The 26814-nt window shown below is 32.4% G+C and carries 21 protein-coding genes and 2 tRNA genes; 12 read left to right on the top strand and 11 right to left on the bottom strand.

Annotated elements, in window-relative coordinates; translation table 11 throughout:
* Positions 1-74: 74 nt before the first annotated feature.
* The 3 genes from gpmI to AB3G34_RS11680 form a co-directional block, all read right to left on the bottom strand.
* On the bottom strand, positions 75-1592 hold the full coding sequence (gene gpmI / locus AB3G34_RS11690; RefSeq protein WP_367755136.1) for a 2,3-bisphosphoglycerate-independent phosphoglycerate mutase: 1518 nt from the start codon (positions 1590-1592) through the stop codon (positions 75-77).
* Positions 1593-1735: 143 nt separating this feature from the next.
* Entirely contained in the window at positions 1736-4156 is a 2421-nt protein-coding gene (locus AB3G34_RS11685; RefSeq protein WP_369752541.1) for a DUF5916 domain-containing protein, read from the bottom strand.
* Between the two features lie 126 nt (positions 4157-4282).
* A complete protein-coding gene (locus AB3G34_RS11680; protein ID WP_369752540.1) occupies positions 4283-6679 on the bottom strand; it encodes a DUF5916 domain-containing protein in 2397 nt (798 codons plus the stop codon).
* Between the two features lie 179 nt (positions 6680-6858).
* On the opposite strand from AB3G34_RS11680, the gene AB3G34_RS11675 reads away from it, so the two are divergent.
* From AB3G34_RS11675 to AB3G34_RS11665, 3 genes are all read left to right on the top strand, one after another.
* Positions 6859-7581, top strand: a complete 723-nt coding sequence (locus tag AB3G34_RS11675; protein ID WP_369752539.1) for a murein L,D-transpeptidase catalytic domain family protein — start codon at positions 6859-6861, stop codon at positions 7579-7581.
* A gap of 362 nt (positions 7582-7943) precedes the next feature.
* A tRNA-Gly gene (locus AB3G34_RS11670) sits at positions 7944-8016 on the top strand.
* Positions 8017-8166: 150 nt separating this feature from the next.
* A tRNA-Gly gene (locus AB3G34_RS11665) sits at positions 8167-8239 on the top strand.
* A 34-nt stretch (positions 8240-8273) separates the two neighbouring features.
* Here the strand turns inward: AB3G34_RS11665 and pepE are convergent.
* Positions 8274-8981 carry a dipeptidase PepE gene (gene pepE / locus AB3G34_RS11660; RefSeq protein ID WP_367771996.1) on the bottom strand — a complete coding sequence of 236 codons (708 nt, stop codon included), beginning with the start codon at positions 8979-8981 and terminating at the stop codon, positions 8274-8276.
* Between the two features lie 155 nt (positions 8982-9136).
* On the opposite strand from pepE, the gene AB3G34_RS11655 reads away from it, so the two are divergent.
* The 7 genes from AB3G34_RS11655 (at position 9137) to AB3G34_RS11625 (ending at position 15186) form a co-directional block, all read left to right on the top strand.
* Positions 9137-9874 carry a hypothetical protein gene (locus tag AB3G34_RS11655; RefSeq protein ID WP_369752538.1) on the top strand — a complete coding sequence of 246 codons (738 nt, stop codon included), beginning with the start codon at positions 9137-9139 and terminating at the stop codon, positions 9872-9874.
* Positions 9861-10586 carry a hypothetical protein gene (locus AB3G34_RS11650; protein WP_369752537.1) on the top strand — a complete coding sequence of 242 codons (726 nt, stop codon included), beginning with the start codon at positions 9861-9863 and terminating at the stop codon, positions 10584-10586. The genes AB3G34_RS11655 and AB3G34_RS11650 overlap by 14 nt, the downstream gene beginning before the upstream one ends.
* Positions 10576-11331, top strand: a complete 756-nt coding sequence (locus tag AB3G34_RS11645; RefSeq protein WP_369752536.1) for a hypothetical protein — start codon at positions 10576-10578, stop codon at positions 11329-11331. Before AB3G34_RS11650 ends, AB3G34_RS11645 begins: the two co-directional genes overlap by 11 nt.
* Entirely contained in the window at positions 11328-11834 is a 507-nt protein-coding gene (locus tag AB3G34_RS11640; protein WP_369752535.1) for a DUF6702 family protein, read from the top strand. Before AB3G34_RS11645 ends, AB3G34_RS11640 begins: the two co-directional genes overlap by 4 nt.
* Before the next feature lie 64 nt (positions 11835-11898).
* Complete coding sequence (locus AB3G34_RS11635) at positions 11899-14139, top strand: M1 family metallopeptidase (RefSeq protein ID WP_367771986.1); 2241 nt, start codon at positions 11899-11901, stop codon at positions 14137-14139.
* A 112-nt stretch (positions 14140-14251) separates the two neighbouring features.
* Positions 14252-14623, top strand: a complete 372-nt coding sequence (locus tag AB3G34_RS11630) for a twin-arginine translocase TatA/TatE family subunit (RefSeq protein ID WP_367771984.1) — start codon at positions 14252-14254, stop codon at positions 14621-14623.
* Positions 14623-15186, top strand: coding sequence for a phosphatase PAP2 family protein (locus AB3G34_RS11625; protein ID WP_369752534.1), 564 nt, complete (start codon positions 14623-14625; stop codon positions 15184-15186). The genes AB3G34_RS11630 and AB3G34_RS11625 overlap by 1 nt, the downstream gene beginning before the upstream one ends.
* A 174-nt stretch (positions 15187-15360) precedes the next feature.
* Here AB3G34_RS11625 and AB3G34_RS11620 read toward each other — a convergent pair whose 3' ends face one another.
* The 4 genes from AB3G34_RS11620 to AB3G34_RS11605 all read right to left on the bottom strand — a co-directional run bounded on the left by AB3G34_RS11620 (position 15361) and on the right by AB3G34_RS11605 (position 18586).
* Positions 15361-16002 carry an O-methyltransferase gene (locus AB3G34_RS11620; protein ID WP_369752533.1) on the bottom strand — a complete coding sequence of 214 codons (642 nt, stop codon included), beginning with the start codon at positions 16000-16002 and terminating at the stop codon, positions 15361-15363.
* Positions 16003-16097: 95 nt separating this feature from the next.
* On the bottom strand, positions 16098-16649 hold the full coding sequence (locus tag AB3G34_RS11615) for a YceI family protein (protein WP_369752532.1): 552 nt from the start codon (positions 16647-16649) through the stop codon (positions 16098-16100).
* Positions 16650-16653: 4 nt separating this feature from the next.
* On the bottom strand, positions 16654-18012 hold the full coding sequence (locus AB3G34_RS11610; RefSeq protein ID WP_369752531.1) for a hypothetical protein: 1359 nt from the start codon (positions 18010-18012) through the stop codon (positions 16654-16656).
* Positions 18013-18019: 7 nt separating this feature from the next.
* Positions 18020-18586 carry a YceI family protein gene (locus AB3G34_RS11605; protein WP_369752530.1) on the bottom strand — a complete coding sequence of 189 codons (567 nt, stop codon included), beginning with the start codon at positions 18584-18586 and terminating at the stop codon, positions 18020-18022.
* Between the two features lie 266 nt (positions 18587-18852).
* Here AB3G34_RS11605 and rlmN point away from each other — a divergent pair, with 266 nt between their 5' ends.
* Entirely contained in the window at positions 18853-19896 is a 1044-nt protein-coding gene (gene rlmN, locus AB3G34_RS11600) for a 23S rRNA (adenine(2503)-C(2))-methyltransferase RlmN (RefSeq protein ID WP_369752529.1), read from the top strand.
* A gap of 87 nt (positions 19897-19983) precedes the next feature.
* On the opposite strand, the gene AB3G34_RS11595 is transcribed toward rlmN, so the two are convergent.
* From AB3G34_RS11595 to AB3G34_RS11585, 3 genes are read right to left on the bottom strand one after another with little or no spacing between them, the layout of a single operon-like run.
* Complete coding sequence (locus AB3G34_RS11595; RefSeq protein ID WP_369752528.1) at positions 19984-21066, bottom strand: alkaline phosphatase family protein; 1083 nt, start codon at positions 21064-21066, stop codon at positions 19984-19986.
* A gap of 18 nt (positions 21067-21084) precedes the next feature.
* Positions 21085-22491 carry a SusD/RagB family nutrient-binding outer membrane lipoprotein gene (locus AB3G34_RS11590; protein WP_369752527.1) on the bottom strand — a complete coding sequence of 469 codons (1407 nt, stop codon included), beginning with the start codon at positions 22489-22491 and terminating at the stop codon, positions 21085-21087.
* A gap of 10 nt (positions 22492-22501) precedes the next feature.
* Positions 22502-25591 carry a SusC/RagA family TonB-linked outer membrane protein gene (locus tag AB3G34_RS11585; protein WP_369752526.1) on the bottom strand — a complete coding sequence of 1030 codons (3090 nt, stop codon included), beginning with the start codon at positions 25589-25591 and terminating at the stop codon, positions 22502-22504.
* Between the two features lie 196 nt (positions 25592-25787).
* Here AB3G34_RS11585 and AB3G34_RS11580 point away from each other — a divergent pair, with 196 nt between their 5' ends.
* A complete protein-coding gene (locus AB3G34_RS11580; RefSeq protein ID WP_369752525.1) occupies positions 25788-26765 on the top strand; it encodes a polyprenyl synthetase family protein in 978 nt (325 codons plus the stop codon).
* The last annotated feature ends 49 nt before the right edge of the window (positions 26766-26814 follow it).

Below are 26814 nucleotides of genomic sequence, written 5' to 3'. Positions count from 1 at the left end.
AAAACAATATTTTTCACATAAAAAAAGGCTATCCAAATAGAATAGCCTTTAATATTTAAATTTAATATGCTTTTTTACAACAATGAATGTTGAGTCATAACTGCTGGTTTTTGAATCCCCATTAATTCTAGAATTGTTGGAGCAATGTCACCTAAAACACCATCGTGAACTTCTTTTAATTCCTTATCAACTAAAATAAAAGGAACTGGGTTAGTAGTGTGAGCTGTATTTGGACTTCCATCAGGATTAATCATTGTTTCGCAATTCCCGTGATCTGCAATTACTAAAATAGTATAATCGTGAGCTAAAGCGGTCGTGATTACTTTTTCGACACATTTATCAACTGCTTCACATGCTTTGATAGCCGCTTCCATAATTCCTGTATGACCTACCATGTCGCCATTGGCAAAATTAAGACATACAAAATCTACATCTCCTTTTTCTAACTCTGGAATCAAGGCATCAGTTAATTCAAAAGCACTCATTTCAGGTTGCAAATCATACGTTGCTACCTTTGGGGAGTTTCGTAAAATTCTGTGTTCTCCTCTAAAAGGAATTTCTCTTCCTCCTGAAAAGAAAAAAGTAACGTGAGGATACTTTTCTGTTTCAGCAATTCTAATTTGAGTTTTATTGTTTTTTTCTAAAACTTCACCAAGTGTTTCGGTAATGTTGTCTTTATTGTAGACTACTTTTACATTTTTGTAGGTTTCGTCATAATTTGTAAGAGTTACATAGTACAAATTTAATTTATGCATGTTTTCTTCATGGAAATCTTGTTGAGAAAGTGCTTCGGTCAATTCGCGACCTCTGTCTGTTCTAAAGTTGAAGAAAATAACAACGTCGTCTTCTTGAATAGTTGCTAGTGGTTTGTCATTATCATCAACCATGACAATTGGGTGAATAAATTCATCCGTTACTTCATCTTGGTAGCTTTTTTCAATACTTACTATAGCATTTTTTGAGGGTGTTCCTTTTCCATTAACTAATAAATCATAAGCTAATTTTACTCGTTCCCAACGCTTGTCTCTGTCCATCGCATAATAGCGTCCAATAACTGAAGCTAATTTTACAGTGGTGTTGGCAATATAGTTTTCTAAATCTTGAATGTATTTTTTTCCTGATTTAGGATCAACATCGCGCCCATCAGTAAATGCGTGAACAAATACTTCTTGTAAACCGTAATCTTGTGTGGCATCAATCAATCCGCGTAGGTGAGAGGTATGAGAGTGAACACCACCATCAGAAACTAATCCTAAAAAGTGTACTTTTTTGTGGTTGTCTTTTGCGTATTGAAAAGCATCTTTGAGTACTTGTTCTTTTGCTAATGTTTTATTGGCTACAGCCAAATTAATCTTAGCTAAATCTTGGTATACAATTCTTCCGGCACCTAGGTTCATATGACCTACTTCGCTATTTCCCATTTGTCCTTCTGGAAGACCAACATGAAGGCCATCAGTTCTAAGTTGGGCGCTTGGGTAATTTTTGTAAAGACTGTTTATAAAGGGTACATTAGCATTGTCGATTGCAGATACTTTTGGGTCAGGAGATTTTCCCCAACCGTCCAAAATCATTAGTATAACTTTTTTGTTCATTTCGATTTATTTTAAACAAAGATAAAGTATTTCTAAAAATGTTCGGACTAATCTAAAAGACTATTATACATTCCTTACGGAACATTAACAAATAAAGTTGATTTTGTTGTAGAACAAAGTCTGTTTCTTACGCTTGATGTGTTTTATGATTTGCGTTTTAAGCTATTGTAATCAATAAAGTATTTTACACTTATTGAAAAAGTATGGCTTAATGCGTCATTATTCAATAAATTCGTAATGTTCTTTTCGAAGTTTTTATTGATAGTATCTTCAAAATTAGCAGCATTATTTCGATATAAAACAGAAACTTGACTACCAGGCGCAAACCACCAAGAGTACGATAAGTCAAAATTCCAAGAATAAAAACTAGAGTTCTTATTGGTAGTGTAATTAGTATAGTCAACTAGTCTTCCGTTTTGTTCTAATGACAAAAAGTTTTTATTTTCAGCATAAGACCAGTATTGGCGAACAGCTAAATCGAAATTCATTTTGCTACTAATGGAGTATTTTCCAGAAACAGTGTTAGAGTACGTGACTACGTTTCTATTTGCAAAAATAATGGTTTCGGGTGTTCTACTGTTTAAATCATCATCAATGCTGTCTACGAATCCTTTATTATTGTTTTTTCTTTGGAAATAAAAGTTATAACTCATGGAAAATTTATCATTAAAACGATATCTAGGTCCTAAAGAAACTTCAAAAGTGTTTCTTTTTGTTTCATTAAAAATGGCATAATAAGGATTAAAATCAAATGCGAATTTGTTATTGTAATTTGAGGATATGTACAACCAAGCATTATACCTTTGTGGAAGAATTACATATCTGTTATCCGTCCTGGCTTCATAGAAATCATAAGATTCAAGAGGACTTATATTAGTTCCAAAACCAAGATAATGATTTTTCTTGTTATTCAGATTTAGGTTTAAATTAATGTTGTTGCCTTGGATTTTACCCGTTTCTTTATGAAACTGAGTGTACATATTGTAGTTGATTCTAAAGCTGTTGAAGTGTTTAGTAGGGTTTAAAATTCTATAGTTAGCATTTCCGTAAATCGAATAATAATTAGTTTCAAAATTAATGCCTAAGTCATTATTATCGTAGTCTTTTGTTACTAAATCTGCACCAAAACTATATCTATATTTGCCGCTTGTCTCAGCAAAATTTAAAGTAGTAGCGATTCCTTTTTTATCCTCAAGATTATTTACAAAACTACTTTTAAAATTTCCAGAAAGGTTATAGGTGTTTTTCTTAGTGTTTAAATCCCAAACCAATGCCGATACATTTGCATCGCGAAAATTTCCGTTTCGAGTCACGTTAGTATTAATAAAAGAAACTGACGAATTTTTTCTAAAGCGCTGGTCTAATACGAGTACATTGTAATTTGTTAACGGTTCCACTTCGATTCTGCGAGTTTCATTGTTTACTGTGTTCTCAATAGTAGCATACGTTTTTTCGGTAACTGCATTTAAAAATCCAATTCCTAGTCCGTTTTTTGTTCTTCCAGAAACTTTTAAAGCGTTGATTAAGTTTACGCTTGAAGGGTTGTCTTTAATTACTTCATTTTCAGTAGTGGTTGGGTAAATCGTAGGGCTTCCGCCAATTCTTCTAGAATAAAGCAAGTCTCCTTTACTAAATAGGTCAGTGCCTTCAGTAAAAAAAGACCTGTTCTCGTTGAACTGCTGTTCAAATGGACCTAGATTTAATATTTTGTCGTCATATTTTGTTTGTCCAAAATCAGGAACTAAGATGGCGTCGAGAGTAAAAGCATCATTAATCCCGTATTTAATATCTAACCCACCTTTGAGTGTTCCAATTGTTTTTTGTTGCGAGTTGGCATTGACGTAAAAAGAAGAGTACGGTAAAAGGAATAAACGAGTAGGAGGTTTTATATTTTCAATTCCCTCAAGAACTCCAGATTGTTGTGTAAAGGTGCCTACTTTAGAGTCAATATAATTCCAAGTGTACTTTTGACGGTCTCGCTTAATTTCTCTAAAAAAATTAAGGCCCCATGTCTGTTTGTTTTCTCCTGAGAAGCGCAATGCAGCGTAAGGGATGCGCATTTCAACTACCCAACCAAAATCAGTAATTAAAGCTTTGCTTTTCCAAATCGCGTCCCAAGAATAGTCTTCTCCATTTGCATCTGTGGTAATGCAATCAGCTTGACCATCAGAAGCGCATACATAAAATTGAAAATCTTGTTGTCCGTCATTAAAGCCATTTATAAAAACACCAAATAAATCTGATGTTCCAAATTCGTCTCTTTTGGATATTTCTTTTAATATTTTATTGGGCTCGTCATCATATAATGTAGCGGCTATGTAAACAGCATCATTATCATAAATTACTTTGACTATAGTTTTTTTGTTCTCAGGAATTGGTTTTCCATTGTCTGGTTCAAACATAACGAAATTATCAGCTACGGGAGTTGTCTCCCAGATGCTTTCATCGAGTTTACCGTCAATAATAATGTTATTTGAAGTAATAAATGTCGTTTTTAAGACTTTTTTTTGGCTGAAGCCAAAAATAGAAGCCATTAAAAAAAATATCAAAAGTTGATTTTTCATGAAATTGTTTAATGTTGAAACAAAAAGATAAAACCAATTTTAAAACTATAGTAAATAGTACTTTAATTAGGTTTGTATAGTAGACTAAAGTAAGGGTCTATTGTTACAGTTTATATTAAAAAAATATTAAAATTTATTTTTAACTCTATTGTAATCAATGAAATAACGCAGACTTATTGATAAAATGTTAGTCATGTTGCTATTGAAAACATTTTTCAAATTAGTGGTAAGGCTTTTTTCGACAATACTTGCGCTTTCTTGAGAATAATTACGATACAAAATGGATAATTCGCTACCTGGAGCAAACCACCAAGAGTAGGCAAGGTCAAAATTCCAAGAGTTGAAATTTCTATTTTTATTTAGAGAATAAGTATTATTAGGCGTTAGATAGCCATTATCTTGTAAAGTTAAAAATTTGTGATTTTCAGAGTAGGACCAATAATAGCGAGCAGTAAGATTAACGGTCATTTTGTTGTTAATTGCATACTTCCCTGAAATGTCATTTTGCAAAATCTCTCTGTCTCGTTGTCCAAAAATAATGTCGTTATTTTCAAACCCTACCCAGCCACGGTCATTTTTTTTATTAGTATAATCTAAGATGTAAGAAAGAGATAATTTATCATTGAATCTATAGTTTGGTCCTACAGCTATTCCATAAGTGATTCTTTTATTTTGATCGTATACAGCGATACTTGGAGTAAAGTCAAAAGTAAAAGCGTTATTTTTATTAAATTCAACTCCAAAATAAGAGGTGACTCTTTTAGGTATTTGTACATATCTTCCTCCAACTCTGGGTTCGTAGAAATCGAATGTCTCAACAGGAGTTGCTACAATGGCAAACTCAAGATAATCGTTCTTTTTTGTAGTCGCTTTAAAGACCGTTTTATACCAGGCTTCTTGCAGTTTTCCTGTAGTATTTTGAATTTCTAAATTCAATTCTTGTTCAACTTTAAAGGTATTAAAATATTTTGTAGGATTTAAAATTCTATAACTTCCATTGGCGTAAGCATTATGATAGTTAGTGTAAAATACGATTCCAAGATCATTCACATCATAATTTTCTGATATGTATTTTCCTGAGAGTAAATACCTGTATTTCCCACTCGTTTTCGCAAAATTCAAAGAGGTTTTGTATCCATTATAATCAACTACATCGTTTATGGTACTGTATTTATAGTCTCCATATAAATTATACGTATTTGCTTTTGTACTTAAATCAAATACTAAAGCAGAAACATTGGCGTCTCTAAAGCTTCCATTACGCGTCGTGTTTGTGTTAACAAATGAAACTGATGAGTTTTGATTGAAACGTTGATCTAGAACAAGGATATTGTAGTTTGTTAACGGCTCAATAACTTCTTTTCGCGTTTCTTGGGTGTCAGTGTTTTGAATTGTAGCAAAAGTTTTTTCGGTTAATGCATTTAAAAAACCTATTCCTAAACCTTTTTCGGTTCTACCAGAAATTTTTACGGCATTGATTAAGTTGACAGAATTTGGATAGTTTGTGACTTCTTCTGCATCAGTTGTTGATGGATAAGTGCTTGGCGCTCCACCAATTCTTCGAGAATAAAATATATTTCCAATATTAAATAAGTTAGTACCTTCAGTAAAAAAAGGACGATTTTCATCTAATTTTTGTTCAAAAGGTTCTAAATTTAAAATGGCATTATCGAATTTTGTCTGACCAAAATCGGGGACTAAAATAGCATCTAAAGTAAAGGCGTCGTTAATTCCGTATTTTATGTCTAATCCAGCTTTCACTGTTCTGTCAGAGGTATAGTTGTCTTGTTGGTAATACGCCGAAGTGTAGGGAATAAAGAAAAGACGTGTTGGTGTTTTAATGTTTTCAATACCTTTCAAAACTCCAGCTTGCGTAATCACGGCTCCAATTTTAGTATCAACATGATTCCAAGTGTATTTTTGGGCATCTCGTTTAATTTCGCGCATAAAATTTAAACCCCAAACTTGTTTTTTGGCTCCAGAGAACCGCAATGCAGCGTAAGGAATTTTCATTTCTACTACCCATCCAAAATCAGTTATTTTGACCTCGCTATCCCATATAGCATCCCAAGAAAAATCTTCATTACCTTCGGTTGCAAGACAGTCCATTTGTACTCCGGCTGCACTTACATAAAAGCGAAAGTCTTGTTGACCATCATTAAAACCATTTATAGATACTGAAAAATGGTCTGAAACTCCAAAAACATCTCTATTGGTTATCTCCCTTTGTATTTTGTCAGGTTCATTATCGTATAAAACCGCCGAGACGTAGATGGCATTATTATCGTATACTACTTTTACTTCGGTTCTTTTATTATTGCTGATTGGTTTCCCATTATCAGGCTCAAACATTACGAAATCTGTTGCAATATCTTCATCCTTTGCCCAAGCTTCTTCATCAATTTTTCCGTCAATAGTAATACCTTCCAAAATAGATTTCGCAATAAGTACTTTTTTCTGAGAATAGGCGTTTAAACTAAAGAAAAGAATGATGAGTAATGATAAAGAGTGTGATTTATGCATAAATTAAGAATATGGTTAAGCAAAAATAACATTTTTAACACAAAAAGCAAATGCTATGTGATTTTAATTGTAATCTTTTGTTTACAAATATTATATTAAATTTTTAGCTTAATTTTTTTTTAAAGTAATTTGTAGTATATTCGCAATCCCAAATATATCACATAACATAATTAAAATCAATGATTTATAAAATATTTCCTACTGTGCTTCTTGTTGTCTTGTCATTAATTTCAACTAATGAGTTCTTTAATGAGACCCATGACATTAAAAAAATGGAAGCGGTTAATTTAGTAAAAACAAATTCTGAAACTAGTGAAGAACTGGTTTATCATAATTTGAATTCCAACCATTTTTCTTTACCTAAGCTAGAAAGTTTTGCTGAGGCTTTAAAAGGTTTTTATCTTTTAAAAGAGAAAGGATTAGTAAGTAAAAATATATTAACGCTCATCGACTTCAGTCTGTCTTCCAATTCAAAGAGACTTTGGGTTATAGATTTAACTACAAATACAATCCTATACAATTCGCTTGTGGCGCATGGCCGTAATACGGGTGATGAATTTGCAACAAGCTTTTCAAATTCGGCAGAATCCTATAAAAGCAGTTTGGGTTTTTACGCAACTGGGGAGATATACAATGGCAAACATGGTAAATCTTTAAAATTGGACGGTTTGGAAAAAGGGATTAATAGTAATGCTAGAGAAAGAGCTGTTGTTATTCATGGAGCGCAATATGTTTCGAATTCATTTATTCAAAACAATAAAAGATTAGGAAGAAGCTTAGGTTGCCCAGCAATTCCTTTGGAATTAACAAATGAGATCATTCAAACAATTAAAGATAAATCATGTCTGTTTGTTTATTATCCTTCAAAAGCATACAAAATAGCATCTAAATTAGTGATGTAAATATTTTAAAAATAACTTATAGAGCCAATCAGAATTTATTTTGATTGGCTTTTTTTATAAAAAGGGAATGACTCCTAGAGATTTCCGATTTATAAAAAGACCAAATTTTACTTTAATTAATAAGTTTCTTGATCTAAACCGAGAAGTTGACTATTGATTTTCATTCTCGAACTGGTTGATATCTGTCAGTTTTGGTATTCAAAAGTGTTATTTTTTTATTGAAGGGTATGTTTGTTTGGAATTATAAAGCTGTAACAATTTAATTTTAAATTGGTTATGTTGCGGTTGAATTTTTTATAAAAAAATCATTAAAAAAACTTGCTACAAAGTGAACTTATTATCTATATTTGCACCACAGTAATGCGAAAGTAGCTCAGTTGGTAGAGCTCCAGCCTTCCAAGCTGGTTGTCGCGAGTTCGAGCCTCGTCTTTCGCTCTTTAAAGCCGAAACTTTATGTTTCGGCTTTTTTATTAGAACTTAAAAGCATTTTTTTGTTCTAAAAAATTTAAAATAAAACGAGTTTAAATTTTTTATAAAAAAACTTGTGTTCGTGTAAATTAATTTATATATTTGCACCCTGTTAATGCGAAAGTAGCTCAGTTGGTAGAGCTCCAGCCTTCCAAGCTGGTTGTCGCGAGTTCGAGCCTCGTCTTTCGCTCTTAAAAGCCGAAACATTTTATGTTTCGGCTTTTTTATTTGATATCGCTTATATCGCTTTGGCTTTCTATTTCTTCTGAAGCTTGATTTTGTCTAAAAAGAATTCCTTTCAAATTACCTTTCAGGATGATTTTTGAACCTTTTACGTCTAGCCAGCTTCCTTCTCTTAATCCTAAAACAGGAATTGAATTATAAGCATGAAATTCTTTTATTCGAGTCTCTCTAGTTTCACCCATATGTTTGGACTGTAAATCTGGATCTAAATAATGCGCATTTATATTAAATGGAATTAATCCTGTCGTTTGAAAGCTTGGTGGATATACAATAGGCATGTCATTGGTGTTTTGCATGCTTAAACCACAAATGACGCTTCCAGCACTTGTGCCTAAATATGGAATCCCTTTTTTGACCGCTTGACTAAGCACAGTCATGATATTGTTTTTGTATAATTCGTTAACCAATACAAAAGTACTTCCGCCACCAGTAAAAATCCCTTCTGCATTTTCAATTGCCGAAATTGGATTTTGAAATTCATGTATTCCTTTTACGTTTATATTTATTTTAGAGAATGCAGCTGCTGCTTTGGCTGTGTATTCATCGTGAGAAATACCACTTGGTCTGGCATAGGGAATGAAAAGAATGGTTTTGCAATCTTGAAAATGTTTGCTCAATTCAGGTAATAAATATTCTAAATAGTCTCCCCCGTGAAGTGTTGATGTACTTGCGATTATTATATTTTTCATTTTTTTATTGAATTTTATATGCTAAAGGTATAAAATCAGACTTCGAATTGGACTTAATTTTTATTAACATTTTTTTACCATGTCCTTAGTAATTAATTTGGAACACATTAAGATACTTTTACAACTTATCAATAATTATGGTTATTACAAATACAATGAATAAATTAGGATGTATCTTTTTTGTTTTATTTGCAACAGCTGGTCTGGCTCAAGAATCTGTTTCTACCGAATTGAATGGAAAGGTAAATGCAGATATGTCTAATTTGGAAGGGATTTATGTTATAAATTTAAAAACAGAAAAAGCTGTAATTACGGATCAACAAGGTTATTTTTCCATTAAAGCGATTGTAGGAGATACTTTAATGTTTTCTTCGATTCAGTATAAAGGATTGAAAATTGCTTTAACTAAAGATGATTTTAATAAAAGACTTTTCTTTGTTAAGATGGTTCCAGTTATGAATCAATTAAACGAAGTTGTGATTAAAAGATACAATAATATCAATTCGAGGTCCTTGGGTATTATTCCTGAAAATCAAAGATCGTATACAGAAGCGGAACGGAAATATGCAACAGCAAGTTCAGGAAAATTGAACCCGATGGGATTTGATCCCATACTTAATTTTATTTCGGGCCGAACTGCTATGCTAAAGAAAGAAATTCAAATTGAAAAGAAAGAAATGTATTTAGTAATGTTGGACGAGATGTTTGATGAAGATCAATATGTTGGGAAATATAAAATTCCTTCAGATTATGTAAAAGGGTTTAAATATTATGCTGTTGATAACGAAAAATTCACCAAAATTCTAGATCAAAAAAATAAAACAACCATTGAATTTTTATTAGGAGAACTAGCATCAAAGTATAAAGAAATAATTGCCTGTGAGAACGAATAATACTTTCTTCTTTTTCTTTTGTTTGTTTACTCAAATTATTTTTGGTCAAGTTTCCAATGAAAAAAAAATTCACGGCCTAATTACTGCGGATTCGACTTCGGTTGAAGGGATAAATATTGTCAATCTAACAACGGATAAAGCGACCTCTTCTAATAAAGATGGTGTGTTTTATCTTTTTGTAAAAGAAGGGGATCTTTTAGCTTTTTCTGCTGTAAATCTCGTAACTTTACGTAGAAGGATATCTAAAGAGGACATTTTAAAAGAAAATGTAAGTGTTAAAATGCTAGCCAATAGTATTCCGTTAAAAGAGGTTGTGGTAAATGAAAACTCACAAATCAATGCCGAAAATCTTGGAATAATTCCTGAAGGGCAAAAAAAATATACTCCTGCTGAAAGAAAATTATACACCTCAAGATCGGGATTGTTAGATAGGCCTTTAAACTGGATGTCTGGAAGAACTGCAATGCTAAAAAAAGAAGTTGCAGTGGAATATAAGGAGCAACTCATGAATAAACTAGAGTATCTATTTGAAGATAAATATTATATAGAGACTTTAAAAATTCCTGAAGAATACATTAAAGGATTTCAATATTATTGTGTTGAAAACACCGATTTTGCAGCGGCACTGAAGTCTAAAAATAAAACATTATCTATGTTTTTGATTATTACTTTAGCAGAAAAATATAATAAAATTATAACCGATGAAAACTAAAATAGGGTTAATCTTTTCAGTATTATTTTTTCAGGTTTGCTTTGCGCAAAATGAAACTAGAAAACCGTTACATGGACAGGTAGTAAACGACTCGTTAACTTTAGAAAGTGGGTATGTGTTAAACATTAACTCACAAACACGGACTTTTATTAATGCTAATGGTTTGTTTGATATTTTGGCAAAGCCAAAAGATACTTTGTTATTCTCAAGCTTAGCCTTTCAATCTAAAAAAATTGTATTGACTGAAAAAAACTGTCAAGAACGACTCTTCTTAGTGCAAATGGATTTAGTAAATAATGAATTGAAAGAAGTAGTTGTTTCTAATGGGTTAAAAGTAAATAGTTTAGGTGGCGGGTCACAGCGATTTGTAGACAAAAAGTTTTTTGATGATGAGAAATCATCGCCTAAAAACCGATTAATGCCAGCAGATGGGACTATAGAGAATGGAATGGATTTTGTTCGTATTTTTAAAGATTTTAAAAAAATCCTAAGAAAAAAAGAGGAAGTTAAAGAAGATTTTATTTCAGATGTTGCTTTCTCAGAATATGTAAAAATTAATTTTAGTCCCTCTTTTTTCTCTAAAGATTTAAGTTTAAAAGAGGATGAGGTGGAATTGTTCTTGCTTTATTGTTCGAATGATGCTGCTTCGAAGAAGTATTTGAAACCGGAAGACAGATTCATGTTAATGGATTTTTTGATTACTAAAAACAAAGAGTTTAAAAGAATTGCTACTTTTGGAAAATGAAAAAAAGAACTTTATACCTTTTTGTTGGATTTTTAATATTGACTTTGTCGTCTTTTGCTGCTCATAAATTTTATATGGGTATCTATCAGATTAATTATGCACCCGAAAAGAAAATGTTACAAATTACTTCTCGTATTTTTCTTGATGATTTAAATAAGACATTGGAGAAAAAATACAAAAAGCAACACTTCCATATTGGGACTAATCAAGAGACGTCTGAAGAACTAGAGTTGTTTAAAAAATACCTTGGGGAGAATTTCTCGGTTAAAGTCAATGGGCAATCTAAACCAATGAATTTTTTAAGTAAAGAAGTGGAAGACGATGTGTTAATTTGTTATTCTAATATCAAAGGAATTTCAAAAATCAGTACACTTGAAATTTATAATTCTGTTTTGATGGATTGGAGCTCTGAACAGCAAAACATTACACATATTACGGTGCTTGGAACCAAAAATAGCATTCTTTTTACAGAATCTTCAAGGAATGGAATGTTAAAATACTGATTAAAGGACGGTTTTTTGTTAAAAATTATTATTTTCACGAACTGAAACTACTAGCGTTTTATTTATGAAAAAAATTTCTTTACTCCTTTTTCTTCCAGCTCTTATTTTTGCACAAGAAAAAACGACAACCGTAACTCCTAAACAAACAGGCAAATACGACACCAACAAATTTAGTCAAATGTATGACTTATTGGCAACGCCCAATATGTTTAGAAATGCAGCTGGTGCTCCTGGTCCAGCGTATTATCAGCAACAAGCTGATTATAAAATTGACATAGAATTAGATGATAAAAATGCTAAGTTAATGGGTTCTGAAACCATTACTTACTTTAATAATTCTCCTGATAATTTAGATTATTTATGGGTGCAATTAGATCAAAATCAAGCAGCTAAAGATTCTGAATCTCCATTGGCTGAGAGTGAAAAAATAACACAAACTTTTCCTGCATCAAATTTTGCTGATAAATTTTTGAAAAAAGATTTAGAACGTGGATTTAATATTGAATATGTTAAGGATTCCAAAGGGAATTCAATGACGTACAATATTAATCATACCATGATGAGAATTGATTTGGCTTCACCAATGAAACCGGGTACGTCAATTTCTTTTTCAGTAAAATGGTGGTATAACATCAATAATTATCAAAAAGAAGGGGGTCGTTCAGGATATGAATTATTCGAAAAAGAAGGCAATAGATTATATGTAATAGCACAATTCTACCCTAGAATGGCAGTGTATAATGATGTTGAAGGATGGCAAAATATGCAATTTTGGGGAAGCGGAGAATTTGCTTTGCCATTTGGAAATTTTGATGTAAATATTACAGTTCCTGCTGATCATGTTATGGAAGCAACAGGAGAATTGACAAATAGAAGTGAAGTGTTTACTCCAGCTCAAGTAAAAAGATGGGAATTGGCACAAAAAACATTTGATAAACCAGTTGTTATCGTAACTCAAGCGGAAGCAGAAGCAGCCGAAAAAGGGTTTTCAACTAAGAAAAAAACATGGAAATTTAGCGCAAAAAATGTTAGAGATTTTGGTATAGCAACTTCAAGAAAATTTATTCTTGACGCAATGGCGGTACAATTGAGTACTAAAACAGCGATGGCAGTTTCAATCTACCCTAAAGAGGCTAATCCACTTTGGGGAGAAACGTCAACAATAACAGTAGCTCATACTTTAAAAAGTTACTCTTCCCACACTTTTGATTATCCTTATCCAAAAGCGGTATCAGTTTCAGCAGAAGATCAAGGAATGGAATACCCAATGATTTGTTGGAATTTTGGTCGTCCTGATGAAAAAGGGGTAACCAGCGAGCAAACAAAGAACGGAATGATGGGTGTAGTAATTCATGAAGTGGGACATAACTTTTTCCCGATGATTGTAAATTCTGATGAGCGCCAATGGACTTGGATGGATGAAGGTTTAAATTCATTTATGGAATTCATGGCCGAACAAGAATTAGAGACAAATTTCCCATCAAGAAGAGGTCCTGCTAAAAATATTATTCCATATATGAGTGGAGATCAAAAGTTTTTAGAGCCTATTATGTCAAATTCAGAAAGCATTATTCAATTTGGAAATAACGCTTACGGAAAACCGGCAACTGCATTAAATATTCTTAGAGAAACAATTATGGGTAGAGAATTGTTTGATTATGCTTTCAAAGTATACGCAAACCGTTGGAAATTCAAACATCCTACTCCAGAAGATTTCTTTAGAACAATGGAAGATGCATCTGCAGTTGATTTAGACTGGTTCTTTAGAGGGTGGTTTTACTCCACTGATTTTGTAGATATAGGTATCAATGAAGTAAAGCAATATTATGTATCGGAGACACCTTCGGCTGAACTTAAAAATGCTAAAGTAAGAAAAGGACGTTTTGGTGTAGATGCTGGTCCATTTGTTTATTTAATTGAAGAAAACAATGTAGCATTAAAATCAAACCAAAAGAAAGCATTAAAAGTAGAAGATGTAAAATTACTTTCTGATTATGTGAGCACGCTTACAGCAGAAGAGAAAGGAACTTTAAAATCTCCAAAGTATTTTTACGAAGTAGAGTTCAATAAGCCAGGAGGATTAATAATGCCGATTCTTGTTGAAATTACTTATGAAGATGGAACGGTAGATAATTATAAGTATCCAGCTCAAATTTGGAGAAAGAACAATGATACCGCTAAGAAAGTATATGCTACTGAAAAAGCAATCAAAAAAATTCAAATTGACCCAAAATTAGAAACAGCAGATATTGATGTGACTAATAACACTTGGCCAAAAGAAGAGATAAAATCTAAATTTGATTAAGTTCAACTTTCATATAAAAAAAAGACTCAATTTTGAGTCTTTTTTTTTATGAAAAATTTAAAAGAGGCGGAATCAAAATTTGGTATATTTGCAATATTAAAATAGAAAAAATATGTTTGGTATAGGAGGAGGAGAGTTAGTTTTTATTATGTTTATAGTACTAATGCTTTTTGGATCAGATAAAGTTCCAGAAATGGCTCGTACTATGGGTAAAGCAATGGCGCAATTAAAAAATGCGACAAATGATATCAAAAGTGAAATTCAAAAAGGGGTTGAGGCCAATGGTTTGGATACAAAATCATTGTCTGAATTGACAGGAGATATAAACTCTCATATTAATAAAGTAAAAGAAGATCTTATGGGTGATAGTGTCGCTCAGGCAAATAAGGTGAAAACAGATCTTTTAGGAGATTCAGTAGTACAAGCAAATAAGGTAAAAGAAGATATTGAAGACATTACAGGACCAGTAAAACGTCAAAAATAATGTTGGAAAAAATACTTTCTTTAGATACCGATTTACTTATTTATTTAAATAGCTTGGGTTCTACGCAATATGACGGACTTTGGTTGATTATAACAAATCAGCTCAACTGGTTGCCATTATTTTTATTATTATTGTATGTAATTTTTAAAAAAATTGGAACAAAACAAACCCTGTATTTACTGTTGTTTATAGCTCTTTTATTAACGTTTACGGACCAAGTGACTAACTTATTTAAAAATGGGTTTCAAAGACTTCGGCCGTGTAATAATCCAGAAATAAACACTATAATAAGAGTCGTTAAGAAAAGTAATTCCTATAGTTTCTTTTCAGGTCATGCCGCTAATAGTATGGCAGTAGCCTCATTTTTATACTTCACATTACGTAAATATTCTTTCTATTTTATTCTATTGTTTTTGTGGCCATTAATTTTTGCCTACAGTCGCATTTATTTAGGACTGCATTATCCGCTAGATATTTTTTGTGGGTATGTATTCGGGATATTTTCAGGATTTCTATGTTCTATTCTTTATAAGAAAGCACAAAAAAAATATTTTCCCGTTTAATTTTAAGGAGCTATTTCCAGCGGTACATTTCAATCTTCTGGTAAAAATGATTTTTCAATAACAATAAAGGAGCTTCCGTTGGGCGCTCTTTTTTGTTTAGAAAAATTTCATTTTTATACCATAAGGATTTTCATTTCCATCTGGGCTAGAAAATCTGAGTAAACGATAAAATAATTAAAGTACTCTACTTACAGTCAGTCCATCACGTATGGGTAGCAAAACAGTTTCTACTCTAGGGTCATTTTTTAATAAGGCATTATACTCCAAAAGTACTTTGGTGCTTACATCTTTAGGGTTTAAAGGTTCCAATACTTTGCCACTCCACAATACATTATCGGATAAAATAATACCGCCTTTATTCATTTTTGGAACAATCATCTCAAAATAGTTAATGTAGTTCTCTTTGTCTGCGTCAATAAAAACCAAATCAAATTTCACCTCTAGATTAGGAATGATTTCAGTGGCTGCTCCTAAATGTTGAATAATTTGTTTCCCCCAAGGTGATTTGTCAAAATGTTTTCGCTGAAAATCGATCAGTTCTTCCTTAATGTCAATGGTATGAAGAACACCATTTTCTTGCATCCCTTCGCACAAACATAGAGCCGAATAACCAGTATAGGTACCAATCTCAAGGATATTCACAGGACGAATCAATTTGGCTAACATACTCAAAACACGTCCTTGAAAATGACCGCTTAACATGCGTGGTAAAAGAATTTTTTGATACGTTTCTTTATTTAAAGCGGCTAGTAAAGCAGGTTCTTTTTCAGAATGTTGTTCAATATAATCTTCTAATTCTTGTGAGATGAAATGCATTTTTGACTTTTTTAATTGATGCAAAGTTACAAATCAAAAAATGGGAATAAAAGAAGTTTAAAAGTAAATTTAAAGGAAGCTTTTTGTGTTAGAAATCAATTATTGTATAAACTAAAATCAATAACAACCTGGTCTCTTACTTTTACAAGACCAGCCATTTTTACTGGCGGATCAAGGTCAATATCTGAAAAATTGATATTGATAGTGCCATGAATTTTGTCATCTTCTTTATATAGTATAAAGTCTTTGTATTTTAGTTTTTTATCTGTTATTAAAAAAGTAAGGTTGCATTTGTAATCGGACTTGTAAGCTTTGATGTCTGTTATTGTAACATGACTGTTTGGGAATTCTTTGCATTTTACAGTGCTTCGTAAATCTTTAGTCATGATTTTATTACCACAATCAAAGTTTAGCATTGGGATATCTGCATTTATAGAGTTTTTCTTGTTTAAGTTCAAATTGATAGTGTCATTTATATAAAAAGTATTGGTACAATGGTATTTTCCCACGTTTGAAGTTCCGCTAATTTTTATTTCAATTCTATTTATTATCAGTGTTGCATTTTTTAGTGCAACAGTGGACTTAGCACCTCCCAAGAGTGTGAAAAGTGCTAAACCCATTATACCTATTGCAATTCTTTTTTTCATTATATTAAAATGTAATTACGGCTTCAAATAGGACTCCATTAAAGTTTCCTCCATATAAATCATTAGGATTTCCTGCTGTAAATTGACTAAAATCTTTATAATTTTGATCTACATAAACTACTTTAGTCAATATGTTTTTAGTCATAAACCAACCTAGTCCAGTTTCTAATCTATTTACTGTAATGGCATTTGCATCGGCATTTTTTAGTTTTCCTGTAACTAAATTATATTTGGCTCCAACATAAAGGTTTTCGTTTTTTCCAAATCGGTACAATACATCACCTACATATTGGTTAACAGTTCTTTTATCGTCATTTCCTTTTGCATCTCCTCCAGAAGAGAATTCTAATGTTCCAAAGAATTCAAGGCCTTTGTATTTTATAAAAGGGTTTATCATGTATGAAGTTGCCCAGTTGCCATATCCAGGATTGAATCTGCCAGTATCTTTGTTTGCTGCAGGATCAAAGTTGTCAGCTACTTCTCCAGAAACTCCTGTGTATGCCGCATGAGACATAACACCATAAAAGCGGCTACCTGCTCTATCAGATCCATATAAGTTTCCACTTATATTTGAAACATGATATAAAGACCCAGTTAATCGTACTCTTAAATCAGAATCAATTTGTTTGTCAAATCCTATTTTTGCTAAAATAGTGGGGCTAATAGTTGTGTTTTGAGTAGGTGAACTTGCAACTATTTCTTTTACATTTTGATTTAGTTTTGAGTTGGTAACACCGATCATACTTACAAAACCGTTTCTGTTGTAATAAAATTCAGCACCCATTTCTGTAGTGAAAGCATCCATAATGTTATTTCCAATAAAAGGGTTGGCCAATGTATTTCCATTGTCAGATCTTCTAAAATGGGCATCACCATAGTTGTTTTCCATTTGCCCGATTTTGATGGTTGCATATTTCATAAAATCAGCTAAGAAGTCTTTTTTGATAAAATCTAATTTATCAATTTGTAAATAACCTCCTTTTACCCATGTCTCATTGTGGTGTCTCGCGGCCAAATAGAGTTCTAAATTTACTCGCACACCATCGTATAATTGCGCTCCAATAATCATATTCGCTGTAGGTAAATTAAAATTATTTCCTAGATTATTTAATCTGTAACCGGTAATAAGAGCAGGTAAATTGGATTGATTATTAAAGGATTTTACTCCTTGAAATTGCAAAGCAAATGCAGCTCCAAGATCAACGCTAATTCCTTTATATGCTACGCTGTCTTTTTTTACGTCAAATTGATTTATTCCATTTTGATCACGTGGAATCGTATTTTGAATTTGTCCAAAACTATTTTGTGCAGTTACTGTTGTCAAACTTAATACGACAGCAGCTAAAAGATAAATTATTTTCATGATTGCTTTAATTAAAGTTAATATTGAATTTTAGTATAAGTTCTTTTCCAGTTTTAATAGTTCCAAATAATGCAGTTGGTGGGGTCATGCCAAATTCATCAAATGTAATTTTGTTCGATCCCTGTATAGTAACGGAGCCGTTACTTATTGTTGTTTGTACTTGTGTTTTGAATTCTTTGCTAACGCCAGCAATACTAAATGTTCCAATTAATTCCCAAGTTGTTTCATTTACCTTTTCAGCAGTTTTTAAAACATATTTAATGGTTTTGAATTTATTTGTGTTTAAGGTTTTGTATGCTATTTTGTCCATAGCGCCTTTGCCACTTTTTATACTTTCCGATTTTAGATTTATTGTTATTCCATTAATGGCTTCTAATTTAGAATTGGTAATAGTAATATTTGCAGTACCAGTAGCTGTGCTTGTTTCCATTTCCCAGTCATGTAATGTTGAAGTTCCCAGTACAGAAAAAGTTTGTTTTTTATTTAACTCATAGTTTTTTTGCGCATTTGAAGACCATATTATTCCCAATAAAGTGATTGCTAAAAAAGCCGATTTAAGTGTTGTTGATTTCATGCTGTTATTTATTTAAGTTAATTTCATGATGGTTTGTAAATTCCATTTTTTGTATTAATTATGAGACAAATTTATACCGAAGTAGAAGAGCAATACATGATAAATATCAGTGGTTAAGGGTTTATTAAAAAACGGTAGTACTATATCGATATTTTTGATGTTTTTTTGAAATAATTTTATTTTAAAAACAGCAATCGAAACAGCTTGAAAAGCTGAATTTGTGTGGATAATTATTTAATACAATAAATAGTCATTAAATTTGCAGCATGCAAATTGAGAAAAAAGACATACGGGCAGTATCCAAAGAAGAATTACGAGATTTTTTTGTAACCAGTGGCGACAAAGCTTTTCGTGGTAATCAAGTATATGAGTGGTTGTGGAGTAAAGGGGCGCACAGTTTTGAGGATATGACTAATATCTCTAAAGAAACGCGTGCGATGTTAGAAAGCTACTTTGTAATCAATCACATAAAGGTAGATACAATGCAACGTTCTGAAGACGGCACGGTAAAAAATGCCGTCCGTTTACATGATGGTTTAGTAGTAGAATCTGTTTTAATTCCCACCAATACCAGAACAACAGCTTGCGTTTCTAGCCAAGTGGGTTGTAGTTTGGATTGTAGCTTTTGCGCTACAGCGCGATTAAAAAGGATGCGAAACTTAGAACCTGCTGAAATATATGATCAGGTTTTGGCCATAGATAGAGAAAGTCGTTTGTATCATAATCATCCTCTTTCTAATATTGTTTTCATGGGAATGGGAGAACCATTAATGAATTACAATAATGTATTGAAAGCTATTGAAATGATCACATCCGAGGAGGGATTAGGAATGTCACCCAAGCGAATTATGGTTTCCACATCAGGAGTTCCTAAAATGATAAAAAAATTAGCTGATGATGATGTGAAATTTAAATTGGCCGTTTCCCTGCATTCAGCTATTGATGAAATTCGTGCTCGAATCATGCCTTTTAGCGCTAATTTTCCTTTGGCAGATTTGCGTGAATCATTAGAATATTGGTATCGAAAAACCAAATCAAAGATTTCTTACGAATATGTCGTTTGGAAGGATATCAATGATAATAAGGAATCAATAGATGCTTTAGTTAAATTTTGTAAATACGTACCTTGTAAAGTAAACTTGATCGAATACAACCCGATTGATGACGGAGAATTTCAACAAGCCTCAGAAGAAGCGACTAATGCTTACATAAAAGCATTAGAAGCAAGTGGGATTGTAGTTAAAGTTCGTAGAAGTAGAGGTAAAGATATAGATGCTGCTTGTGGGCAACTTGCCAATAAAGAAGTGTAGTTTTATTTAAATATAAATAAATATTTTAGAAATTGAAAAAGGGTTTGACTTATGTCAAACCCTTTTTTTGTCAATATTAAGAAGTGATTATTTTACTACTCCAGGTATTTCTTTTGCGATTGGATGGTTAGCTTCAAACGTATAGCCCATAATTTTTGCCATTGTTTGTGCAAATTGGTTTTGGTACAATTGGTTTTCATTTTTCATTTCTCCCTTAGCTTCAATTTGAGGTCCCATAGTTGCAAACCATATTTCAGAAGCGTCTTTAATTTTTGGACCATGACTTGTCCATTCTGATTTAGTGATATCTCCACGGCCATGATCAGTAGTGAAAACTAAAGCAGTTTTGTCTTTGTATTGTGGATCATTTTGTACAAAATCCCAAATTTCTTTTATCCAAGCATCTACCTGATGTGCCGCATCTAAATAGGAGCGATAAAATCCAGCATGTGCCCATTCATCAGTTTCCCCGTAGGAGATATACAATACTCTAGGTTTGTTAGTCTTTAATTGATCAAGCGCACCATAATGTGTAAATACATCTAAACATTCTTCGTCATGAAAAGGTTTAAAAGAGTCTGCCAGCATAGCATTAATCAGTTTTTGTTTCTCCGTTGGATTTTTACCCCCCACTTTGTCAAATGCAGATATTACAGGAAAACCAGCTCTTTTTTCGTTTAGAATATTATCAAAAGCATCCCATGCACCAAAAGCAACTACTTTCCCTTTTATTTTGGGTTGCTTATTTAAATATTCTAAAATAGTAATATTAGGATTTGCAGGGTAGTGATTAGAGTTAATCAAAGTATCAGCATATCCCGTCATGATCTCGTTATAACCAGGATAACTAAACCAGTAAGGGTTGGCATTGTTTACTTTATTGCCAAGTGTTCTATTACCATAAATTTGTCCTTTTTTGGCAAGTACTGACCACATAAAAGGCATTAGCTTTTCTCTGCGTTCATTGATGTTGTCAGCCCAATATTTTTTATAAATATAGGCGCTATCTGCTTGGTTAAATTTTTTGTCTTTTGCCAATGTTTCATCCATTCCTTTAAAAGCTTCTTGCCATCTAAAACCATCTGTAGTGATGACAATGATGTTTTCAGCTTTTTGCGCATGAGTAATTACAGCACTTAAAAGAATGAGTATTAAAAATATTTTTTTCATGTTTGTCTGTTTTATAAATTAAAAATTATCCCACCATACTTTTACATTGATATCATCGCTTCCCATTTTTTGTAATGCCTCACTATTGTTTTCGGCATTTACTGATTGCTCTAAACTAGGATACATGATTCTTCTAGGCACTTTGCCATTATTTTTTGAACCAGGACCTGCTTTAATAAAACTTGGTTTACCCGTCCTTTTCCAGTCTAGCCAGGCTTCCACTCCTGTGTGGTATAAAGCTAACCATTTTTGAGTATATAAAACTTCAGAAGTAGCACTATATGGTGCAGTTGTAGTCAAGTAATCTGTGGGCATAATTACATTCCATTGTTTGAAAGAAGCTTCTACAGCAGTATCGTAATACGTTTTGGCAGATCCAGATGTGATGAGATTGCGTTGATTTGCTTCGGCTAATAAAAAGTTTAATTCACTATACGTCATGAATATTGAAGATATTTTTGTTTTGTTATAAAAATAATCTTCCGCTCTTCTAGAATATTTTGTAGGTTCTCCAATTTGATCTAATGTAAGACCAGGTTGAAGTCCTAACTGATTAGTAGTTCCCACAATTGGATCAATCCATTCTTCTAGTCGGGGATCGTTATTTGTAATTAACGTGTTTACTAAATTAGTAGATGGAATCACAATATTATATCCATACAGTCTATTGATACCATCACTCATAGGAGAAATATTAGGAAAACTTCCCGAGTAAACATAGTTAGCATTATCTGCATTGGATTGAAATAAAGGAAACTCCGCAGGTTTTGAAACAATATCATTTAATTTGACGCTTACATTTATTTTATTAGAAATACGCATCAAAAGCCTTACGTGTAATGAATTACAGAATTTTTTCCATTTCAACATGTCTCCACCATACAATAAGTCACCTTCTACTTTTGTTTTTGTATCTATTAAAGTATTTGCCTTATCTAAGTTTAAAAGTAATTGGGTGTAAATTTCTTCTTGAGAATCGTACTTAGGTTTTAAAATTCCTTCTTCTCCTTTTGAGGCTTCAGAGTAAGGGGCATAACCATAAGAATCCGTAATAAGACTCATTGTGTAGGTTTCAAGAACCAGACTTATCGCTTCATAGTTTTTGTTGTTTAATAGAATTGCTTGCTTTTTAATGTCGTAGATGTCATTAAGCCATTTGTACATTCCCCAAAAACGGTTGTCGGCACCCCAGTTGTAAATGTCTAATTCATTGTACTCGTAGTTACCGCCATATTGAGCCACGATATCTCCAAAGTTGAATGAGTTTGAAACATTATTATTTGCTAAATTGAAAATAACGTTGGGAAGTAATTGCTTCGGTTGTGAGACAGTTGGTTGGTTTTTATTAGTGTTGATTTCTTCAAATCCATCGGTACAAGAAATACTGACACTTAGTAATAGTATAAATAATATGATTTTTTTCATGATAATTTTTTTAGAATGAAGCATTTAATTTGATTCCATAGTTTCTAGAAGAAGGCAGTTGTAGGACTTCAAATCCTGGTAATAATGTACCGCCGCTTATCGCTTGAGTTTCTGGATCGATGTTTGGAACTTTTGTCCAAAGTGCTAAATTATTTCCAACTAAACCAATGCTTAAGTTTTGCATTTTTACCGCTTTAATCCATTTGTCAGAAAATCTATAATTTAAACTTACTTCTCTTAGTTTTACATAAGACGCATCAAATGAATTGGCTTCAATATTATCTCTACGAAAGGCATTAGAGTAATACCAGTTTTCGGCACTTATTGAAGTAGTATTTGGGCTGTAAGTTCCATCTGTGTTTTGTACCACTCCTTTTCCAACGATTCCAGTTTCTCTACCAGGTAATGAAACCGCTAGTATGCCACTTTCCATTCCTATAGCATTGGTCATCGAATAGATTTTTCCACCATGTCTTACATCAAATAAAGCATTAAGACTGATGTTTTTGTATTTTAAATTAGTAGCTAGACCCAACATCCAATCTGGATTGTAGTTTCCTATTTTTTTAATTTTAGTATCTAAAATTGGAGAACCAGTATTGTCATATACAATTTGGTTGTCAGGACTTCTTAAATAACCACGACCGTATAAATCTCCCATTCGTTCACCTACACGTGCTTCAATGGTACCACCATTAGGACCTTGAGCAATGATATAATTGTTAATTCCATCTGTCAATTCTTTTACGGTACCTCGATTTTGAGTAAAATTGGCGTTAAGCGACCATTCAAAAACCTTTGTTCTAACAGGTGTAATTCCTAGACCTAATTCAATTCCTTTATTTTGAATTTTACCCGCATTAATTACATTCGAATTAAAACCAGTTGATTGTGAAATATCCAAACCTACAATTTGATTCTTAGAGTTGGTAATATAATAACTCGCATCAAGTGTAATTCTTTTTTTGAAAAACTGAGCTTCAACACCCACCTCATAAGAAGTTGCAATTTCGGGTTTTAAATTACTGTTTAAAATAGAATTAGGATTGGTTAAAGTCCCAGCCAAAGCTCCATTGTCATAGGTTTTTACTAATCGATAAGGATCAGTATCATTTCCTACAGATGCAGCGTTCACTCTTAGTTTTAAGAAATCAATATTTTCATTCATTTCAAATAATGAGGTTGGAATAAAACTCAATGATGCCGATGGATAGAAATACGAGTTGTTGTTTGCAGGTAATGTAGATGACCAGTCATTTCTTGCGGTAAGGTCTAAATACAGATAATCTTTATATGCAATATTGGTCAAACTATACATACTATTAATACGCTTTTTGTAAATGTTTCTCGATTGAATCGGCATCACATTGATGTTCTGTAAATTGTAGATACCTGGAATACTGATCCCTTGCCCTTCAATCTTACTTTCGGATGTGTATTGATTCATGCTATTCGCACCGTAAGATATTTTAACGGAAAAATCACCAAAACTATGATCGTAACTCAATAACATATCGGCATTATACTCTGTAAACCCAATGGTTTGTTCGCGATACATTCCGTTAGTATATCTTGAAGAACCAATTGGTCTTCTGGACCATCTAAAATCATTTGAATTATCCATCCCAATACGAGCCATGAATGAAAAGTCATTGTTGATTTCATAAGTAGAAGAAATATTACCAAAAAGGCGTCCTTTTTTGAAAGCATTGATGTTCTCGTAAGCAATCTTGAATGGGTTATCTCCCCAACCAAACATGCTATTTTGTTTCACATCCTTTGTAATCCAATAGTCTTTAAGCCAGTCTAAGTCAACATTAGTATGATTCCAAAGTAAATTATACATAATACCTTGGCTTCCGTAACCCGTAACAGGCGTGTTATCACTTGAACTTTTTGTATAAGTGGCTACCGTACTTAATTTCCATTTGTCCGAAATAGAATAATTAAGGTTTAAGCTTATATTTTCTCTTTTCAAATTAGAATTAGGAACAATATCTTCGCTATTTGTTTTACCATAGCTCAGTCTGAAATTTGTTTTTTCATCTGAACCAGAAATAGATACAGTATTCGAAATAGAACTTCCTTTTCTAAAAAAGTCGTTTAGGTTGTATCTAAATTCAAACGGTAATACTTGCCCTTGTCCTATTGAATAGCCAGGACTTCCGTTTTGTAATAGAGAAATACCAGAGTCAAATCGAGGACCTAAGTTAGTATCAGCACCTGGATCATATGTTTGTTTTGAACCAGCGCCATAAACACCTTGAATTTCAGGTAGTCTTAAGGCTTCACTTGTCATAAAAGAAGAAGAGATGGAAACTCCAAGTCCTTTTCCTTTCTTACCGGATTTAGTTGTGATAACAATAACTCCATTTGCGGCTCTGGAACCATAAAGTGCCGATGCAGCTGCTCCTTTTAATACGTTTACACTCTCAATATTTTCTTGATTAATTTCCGAAGCACCATTTCCATAATCAGTTGGTAAATCAGTTTGGGTCGTTGCAGATCCACCCACGCCATATACATTATTATTGATAGGTATACCATCTACAATAAATAAAGGCCCGTTATTATTAATATTCAAAGATTTATCACCACGGATTGTTATTCTTGAAGAACTTGTAATTCCGTTACCAGAACCAGTGATTTGTACCCCAGATATTTTCCCTGTTAAGTTTGAAACAAAATTAGATGAGTTTACTTTATTAATATCATCCGATTTTAATTCTTGTGAAGCATATCCTAGTGCACGTTTGTCTCTTTTAATTCCTAATGCAGTAACAACCACTTCGCCCAGTGATATGGAATCATCTTGTAGTATTACATTTTGATTTTCTTGATTACTAACTAAAACTTCTTTGGTTGTGAATCCCATAAAAGTAAATACTATTGTTTTTCCTTTTTCGACATTAATAGTATAGTTTCCATTGCTATCAACAATAGTTGCATTTTTAGTTCCTTTAACTAAAATAGTTGTTCCTGTAAGCGGAAAACCGGATGAATCTGTTACTTTTCCTGAGATTGATTTTGTTTGTGCATTCACTAAATGCACACAAAATACAAGTAAAAGAAAGAGTAAATTTTTTCTTGAAATTTTCATTTTGTTTGTTGTTTTGTTTTTGTTGTGCAAACTTATAGGTAGGATTTCTACATCAGATTAAGACAACTTTAACAAAAAGACAAATGAAATTAAGAATGGGTTAGCAATGTTAAGGAGAAGGTTTTTTTTAAATGAATGACTTAAATTGAATTTAAGGCTGAATATATTTATCAAAAGATGTAACTTTGAATGCTAAATGAATGTCACTTCTCAAATAAAACAGCCCATCTTTAAAGAAATGGAACTTTTTGAAAAAAAGTTCTATGAATCGATGACTTCACAAGTGGCATTACTCAATAGAATCACTTATTATATCGTAAATAGAAAAGGGAAACAAATGCGACCGATGTTCGTTTTCCTAACTGCTAAGATGGTTTCTGGAGGAACAATAAACGAAAGAACCTACCGCGGGGCTTGTGTGATTGAATTGATTCATACTGCAACATTAGTGCATGATGATGTGGTGGATGATAGTAATCGTCGCAGGGGTTTTTTCTCCATTAATGCATTGTGGAAAAATAAAATCGCTGTACTTGTGGGAGATTATTTGCTCTCAAAAGGATTGCTGCTTTCTATTGATAATGGTGATTTTGATTTGCTTAAAATTATTTCTGTCGCTGTTCGCGAAATGAGTGAAGGGGAATTACTTCAAATAGAAAAAGCCCGAAGACTCGATATTACCGAAGATATTTATTACGAAATTATCCGTAAAAAGACTGCTACACTTATAGCAGCTTGTTGTGCTCTTGGCGCAAAATCAGTAATTGAGGATGAAATCCAAGTAGAGAATATGCGTAAATTTGGCGAACTGATTGGAATGGCTTTCCAAATCAAAGATGATTTATTTGATTATACTGATGATGCGATTGGGAAACCAACGGGGATTGATATTAAGGAACAAAAAATGACTCTTCCTTTAATTCATGTTTTGAATACCTGTACTTCAAAAGAAAAAACATGGGTTATCAATTCTATAAAAAACCACAACAAAGACAAAAAAAGAGTAAAAGAAATAATTGCTTTTGTAAAAGACAATAATGGTTTGGGATATGCCGAAAACAAAATGGTCGAATTTCAACAAGAAGCCCTTTTACTATTGGATAATTATCCCAACTCGGCCTTTAAAGATGCTTTAATCTTAATGGTTAATTACGTTATTGAAAGAAAAAAATAATTTATTTAATGTGTAACTAGCTGAAATTTAGTTTTTTATTCACGTAAAC

The sequence above is a fragment of the Flavobacterium sp. WC2409 genome, from assembly GCF_041200085.1.
GTDB lineage: Bacteria > Bacteroidota > Bacteroidia > Flavobacteriales > Flavobacteriaceae > Flavobacterium.
Note: the sequence above shows the minus strand (reverse complement) of the source record. Positions and strands in the feature narration are given on the sequence as shown.

What these genes read in the sequence shown, in the direction of transcription:
- gpmI (WP_367755136.1), bottom strand. Translation starts at nt 1,592, where the DNA reads ATGAACAAAAAAGTTATACTAATGATTTTGGACGGTTGGGGAAAATCT.
- AB3G34_RS11685 (WP_369752541.1), bottom strand. Translation starts at nt 4,156, where the DNA reads ATGAAAAATCAACTTTTGATATTTTTTTTAATGGCTTCTATTTTTGGC.
- AB3G34_RS11680 (WP_369752540.1), bottom strand. Translation starts at nt 6,679, where the DNA reads ATGCATAAATCACACTCTTTATCATTACTCATCATTCTTTTCTTTAGT.
- AB3G34_RS11675 (WP_369752539.1), top strand. Translation starts at nt 6,859, where the DNA reads ATGATTTATAAAATATTTCCTACTGTGCTTCTTGTTGTCTTGTCATTA.
- pepE (WP_367771996.1), bottom strand. Translation starts at nt 8,981, where the DNA reads ATGAAAAATATAATAATCGCAAGTACATCAACACTTCACGGGGGAGAC.
- AB3G34_RS11655 (WP_369752538.1), top strand. Translation starts at nt 9,137, where the DNA reads ATGAATAAATTAGGATGTATCTTTTTTGTTTTATTTGCAACAGCTGGT.
- AB3G34_RS11645 (WP_369752536.1), top strand. Translation starts at nt 10,576, where the DNA reads ATGAAAACTAAAATAGGGTTAATCTTTTCAGTATTATTTTTTCAGGTT.
- AB3G34_RS11640 (WP_369752535.1), top strand. Translation starts at nt 11,328, where the DNA reads ATGAAAAAAAGAACTTTATACCTTTTTGTTGGATTTTTAATATTGACT.
- AB3G34_RS11635 (WP_367771986.1), top strand. Translation starts at nt 11,899, where the DNA reads ATGAAAAAAATTTCTTTACTCCTTTTTCTTCCAGCTCTTATTTTTGCA.
- AB3G34_RS11630 (WP_367771984.1), top strand. Translation starts at nt 14,252, where the DNA reads ATGTTTGGTATAGGAGGAGGAGAGTTAGTTTTTATTATGTTTATAGTA.
- AB3G34_RS11625 (WP_369752534.1), top strand. Translation starts at nt 14,623, where the DNA reads ATGTTGGAAAAAATACTTTCTTTAGATACCGATTTACTTATTTATTTA.
- AB3G34_RS11620 (WP_369752533.1), bottom strand. Translation starts at nt 16,002, where the DNA reads ATGCATTTCATCTCACAAGAATTAGAAGATTATATTGAACAACATTCT.
- AB3G34_RS11615 (WP_369752532.1), bottom strand. Translation starts at nt 16,649, where the DNA reads ATGAAAAAAAGAATTGCAATAGGTATAATGGGTTTAGCACTTTTCACA.
- AB3G34_RS11610 (WP_369752531.1), bottom strand. Translation starts at nt 18,012, where the DNA reads ATGAAAATAATTTATCTTTTAGCTGCTGTCGTATTAAGTTTGACAACA.
- AB3G34_RS11605 (WP_369752530.1), bottom strand. Translation starts at nt 18,586, where the DNA reads ATGAAATCAACAACACTTAAATCGGCTTTTTTAGCAATCACTTTATTG.
- rlmN (WP_369752529.1), top strand. Translation starts at nt 18,853, where the DNA reads ATGCAAATTGAGAAAAAAGACATACGGGCAGTATCCAAAGAAGAATTA.
- AB3G34_RS11595 (WP_369752528.1), bottom strand. Translation starts at nt 21,066, where the DNA reads ATGAAAAAAATATTTTTAATACTCATTCTTTTAAGTGCTGTAATTACT.
- AB3G34_RS11590 (WP_369752527.1), bottom strand. Translation starts at nt 22,491, where the DNA reads ATGAAAAAAATCATATTATTTATACTATTACTAAGTGTCAGTATTTCT.
- AB3G34_RS11585 (WP_369752526.1), bottom strand. Translation starts at nt 25,591, where the DNA reads ATGAAAATTTCAAGAAAAAATTTACTCTTTCTTTTACTTGTATTTTGT.
- AB3G34_RS11580 (WP_369752525.1), top strand. Translation starts at nt 25,788, where the DNA reads ATGAATGTCACTTCTCAAATAAAACAGCCCATCTTTAAAGAAATGGAA.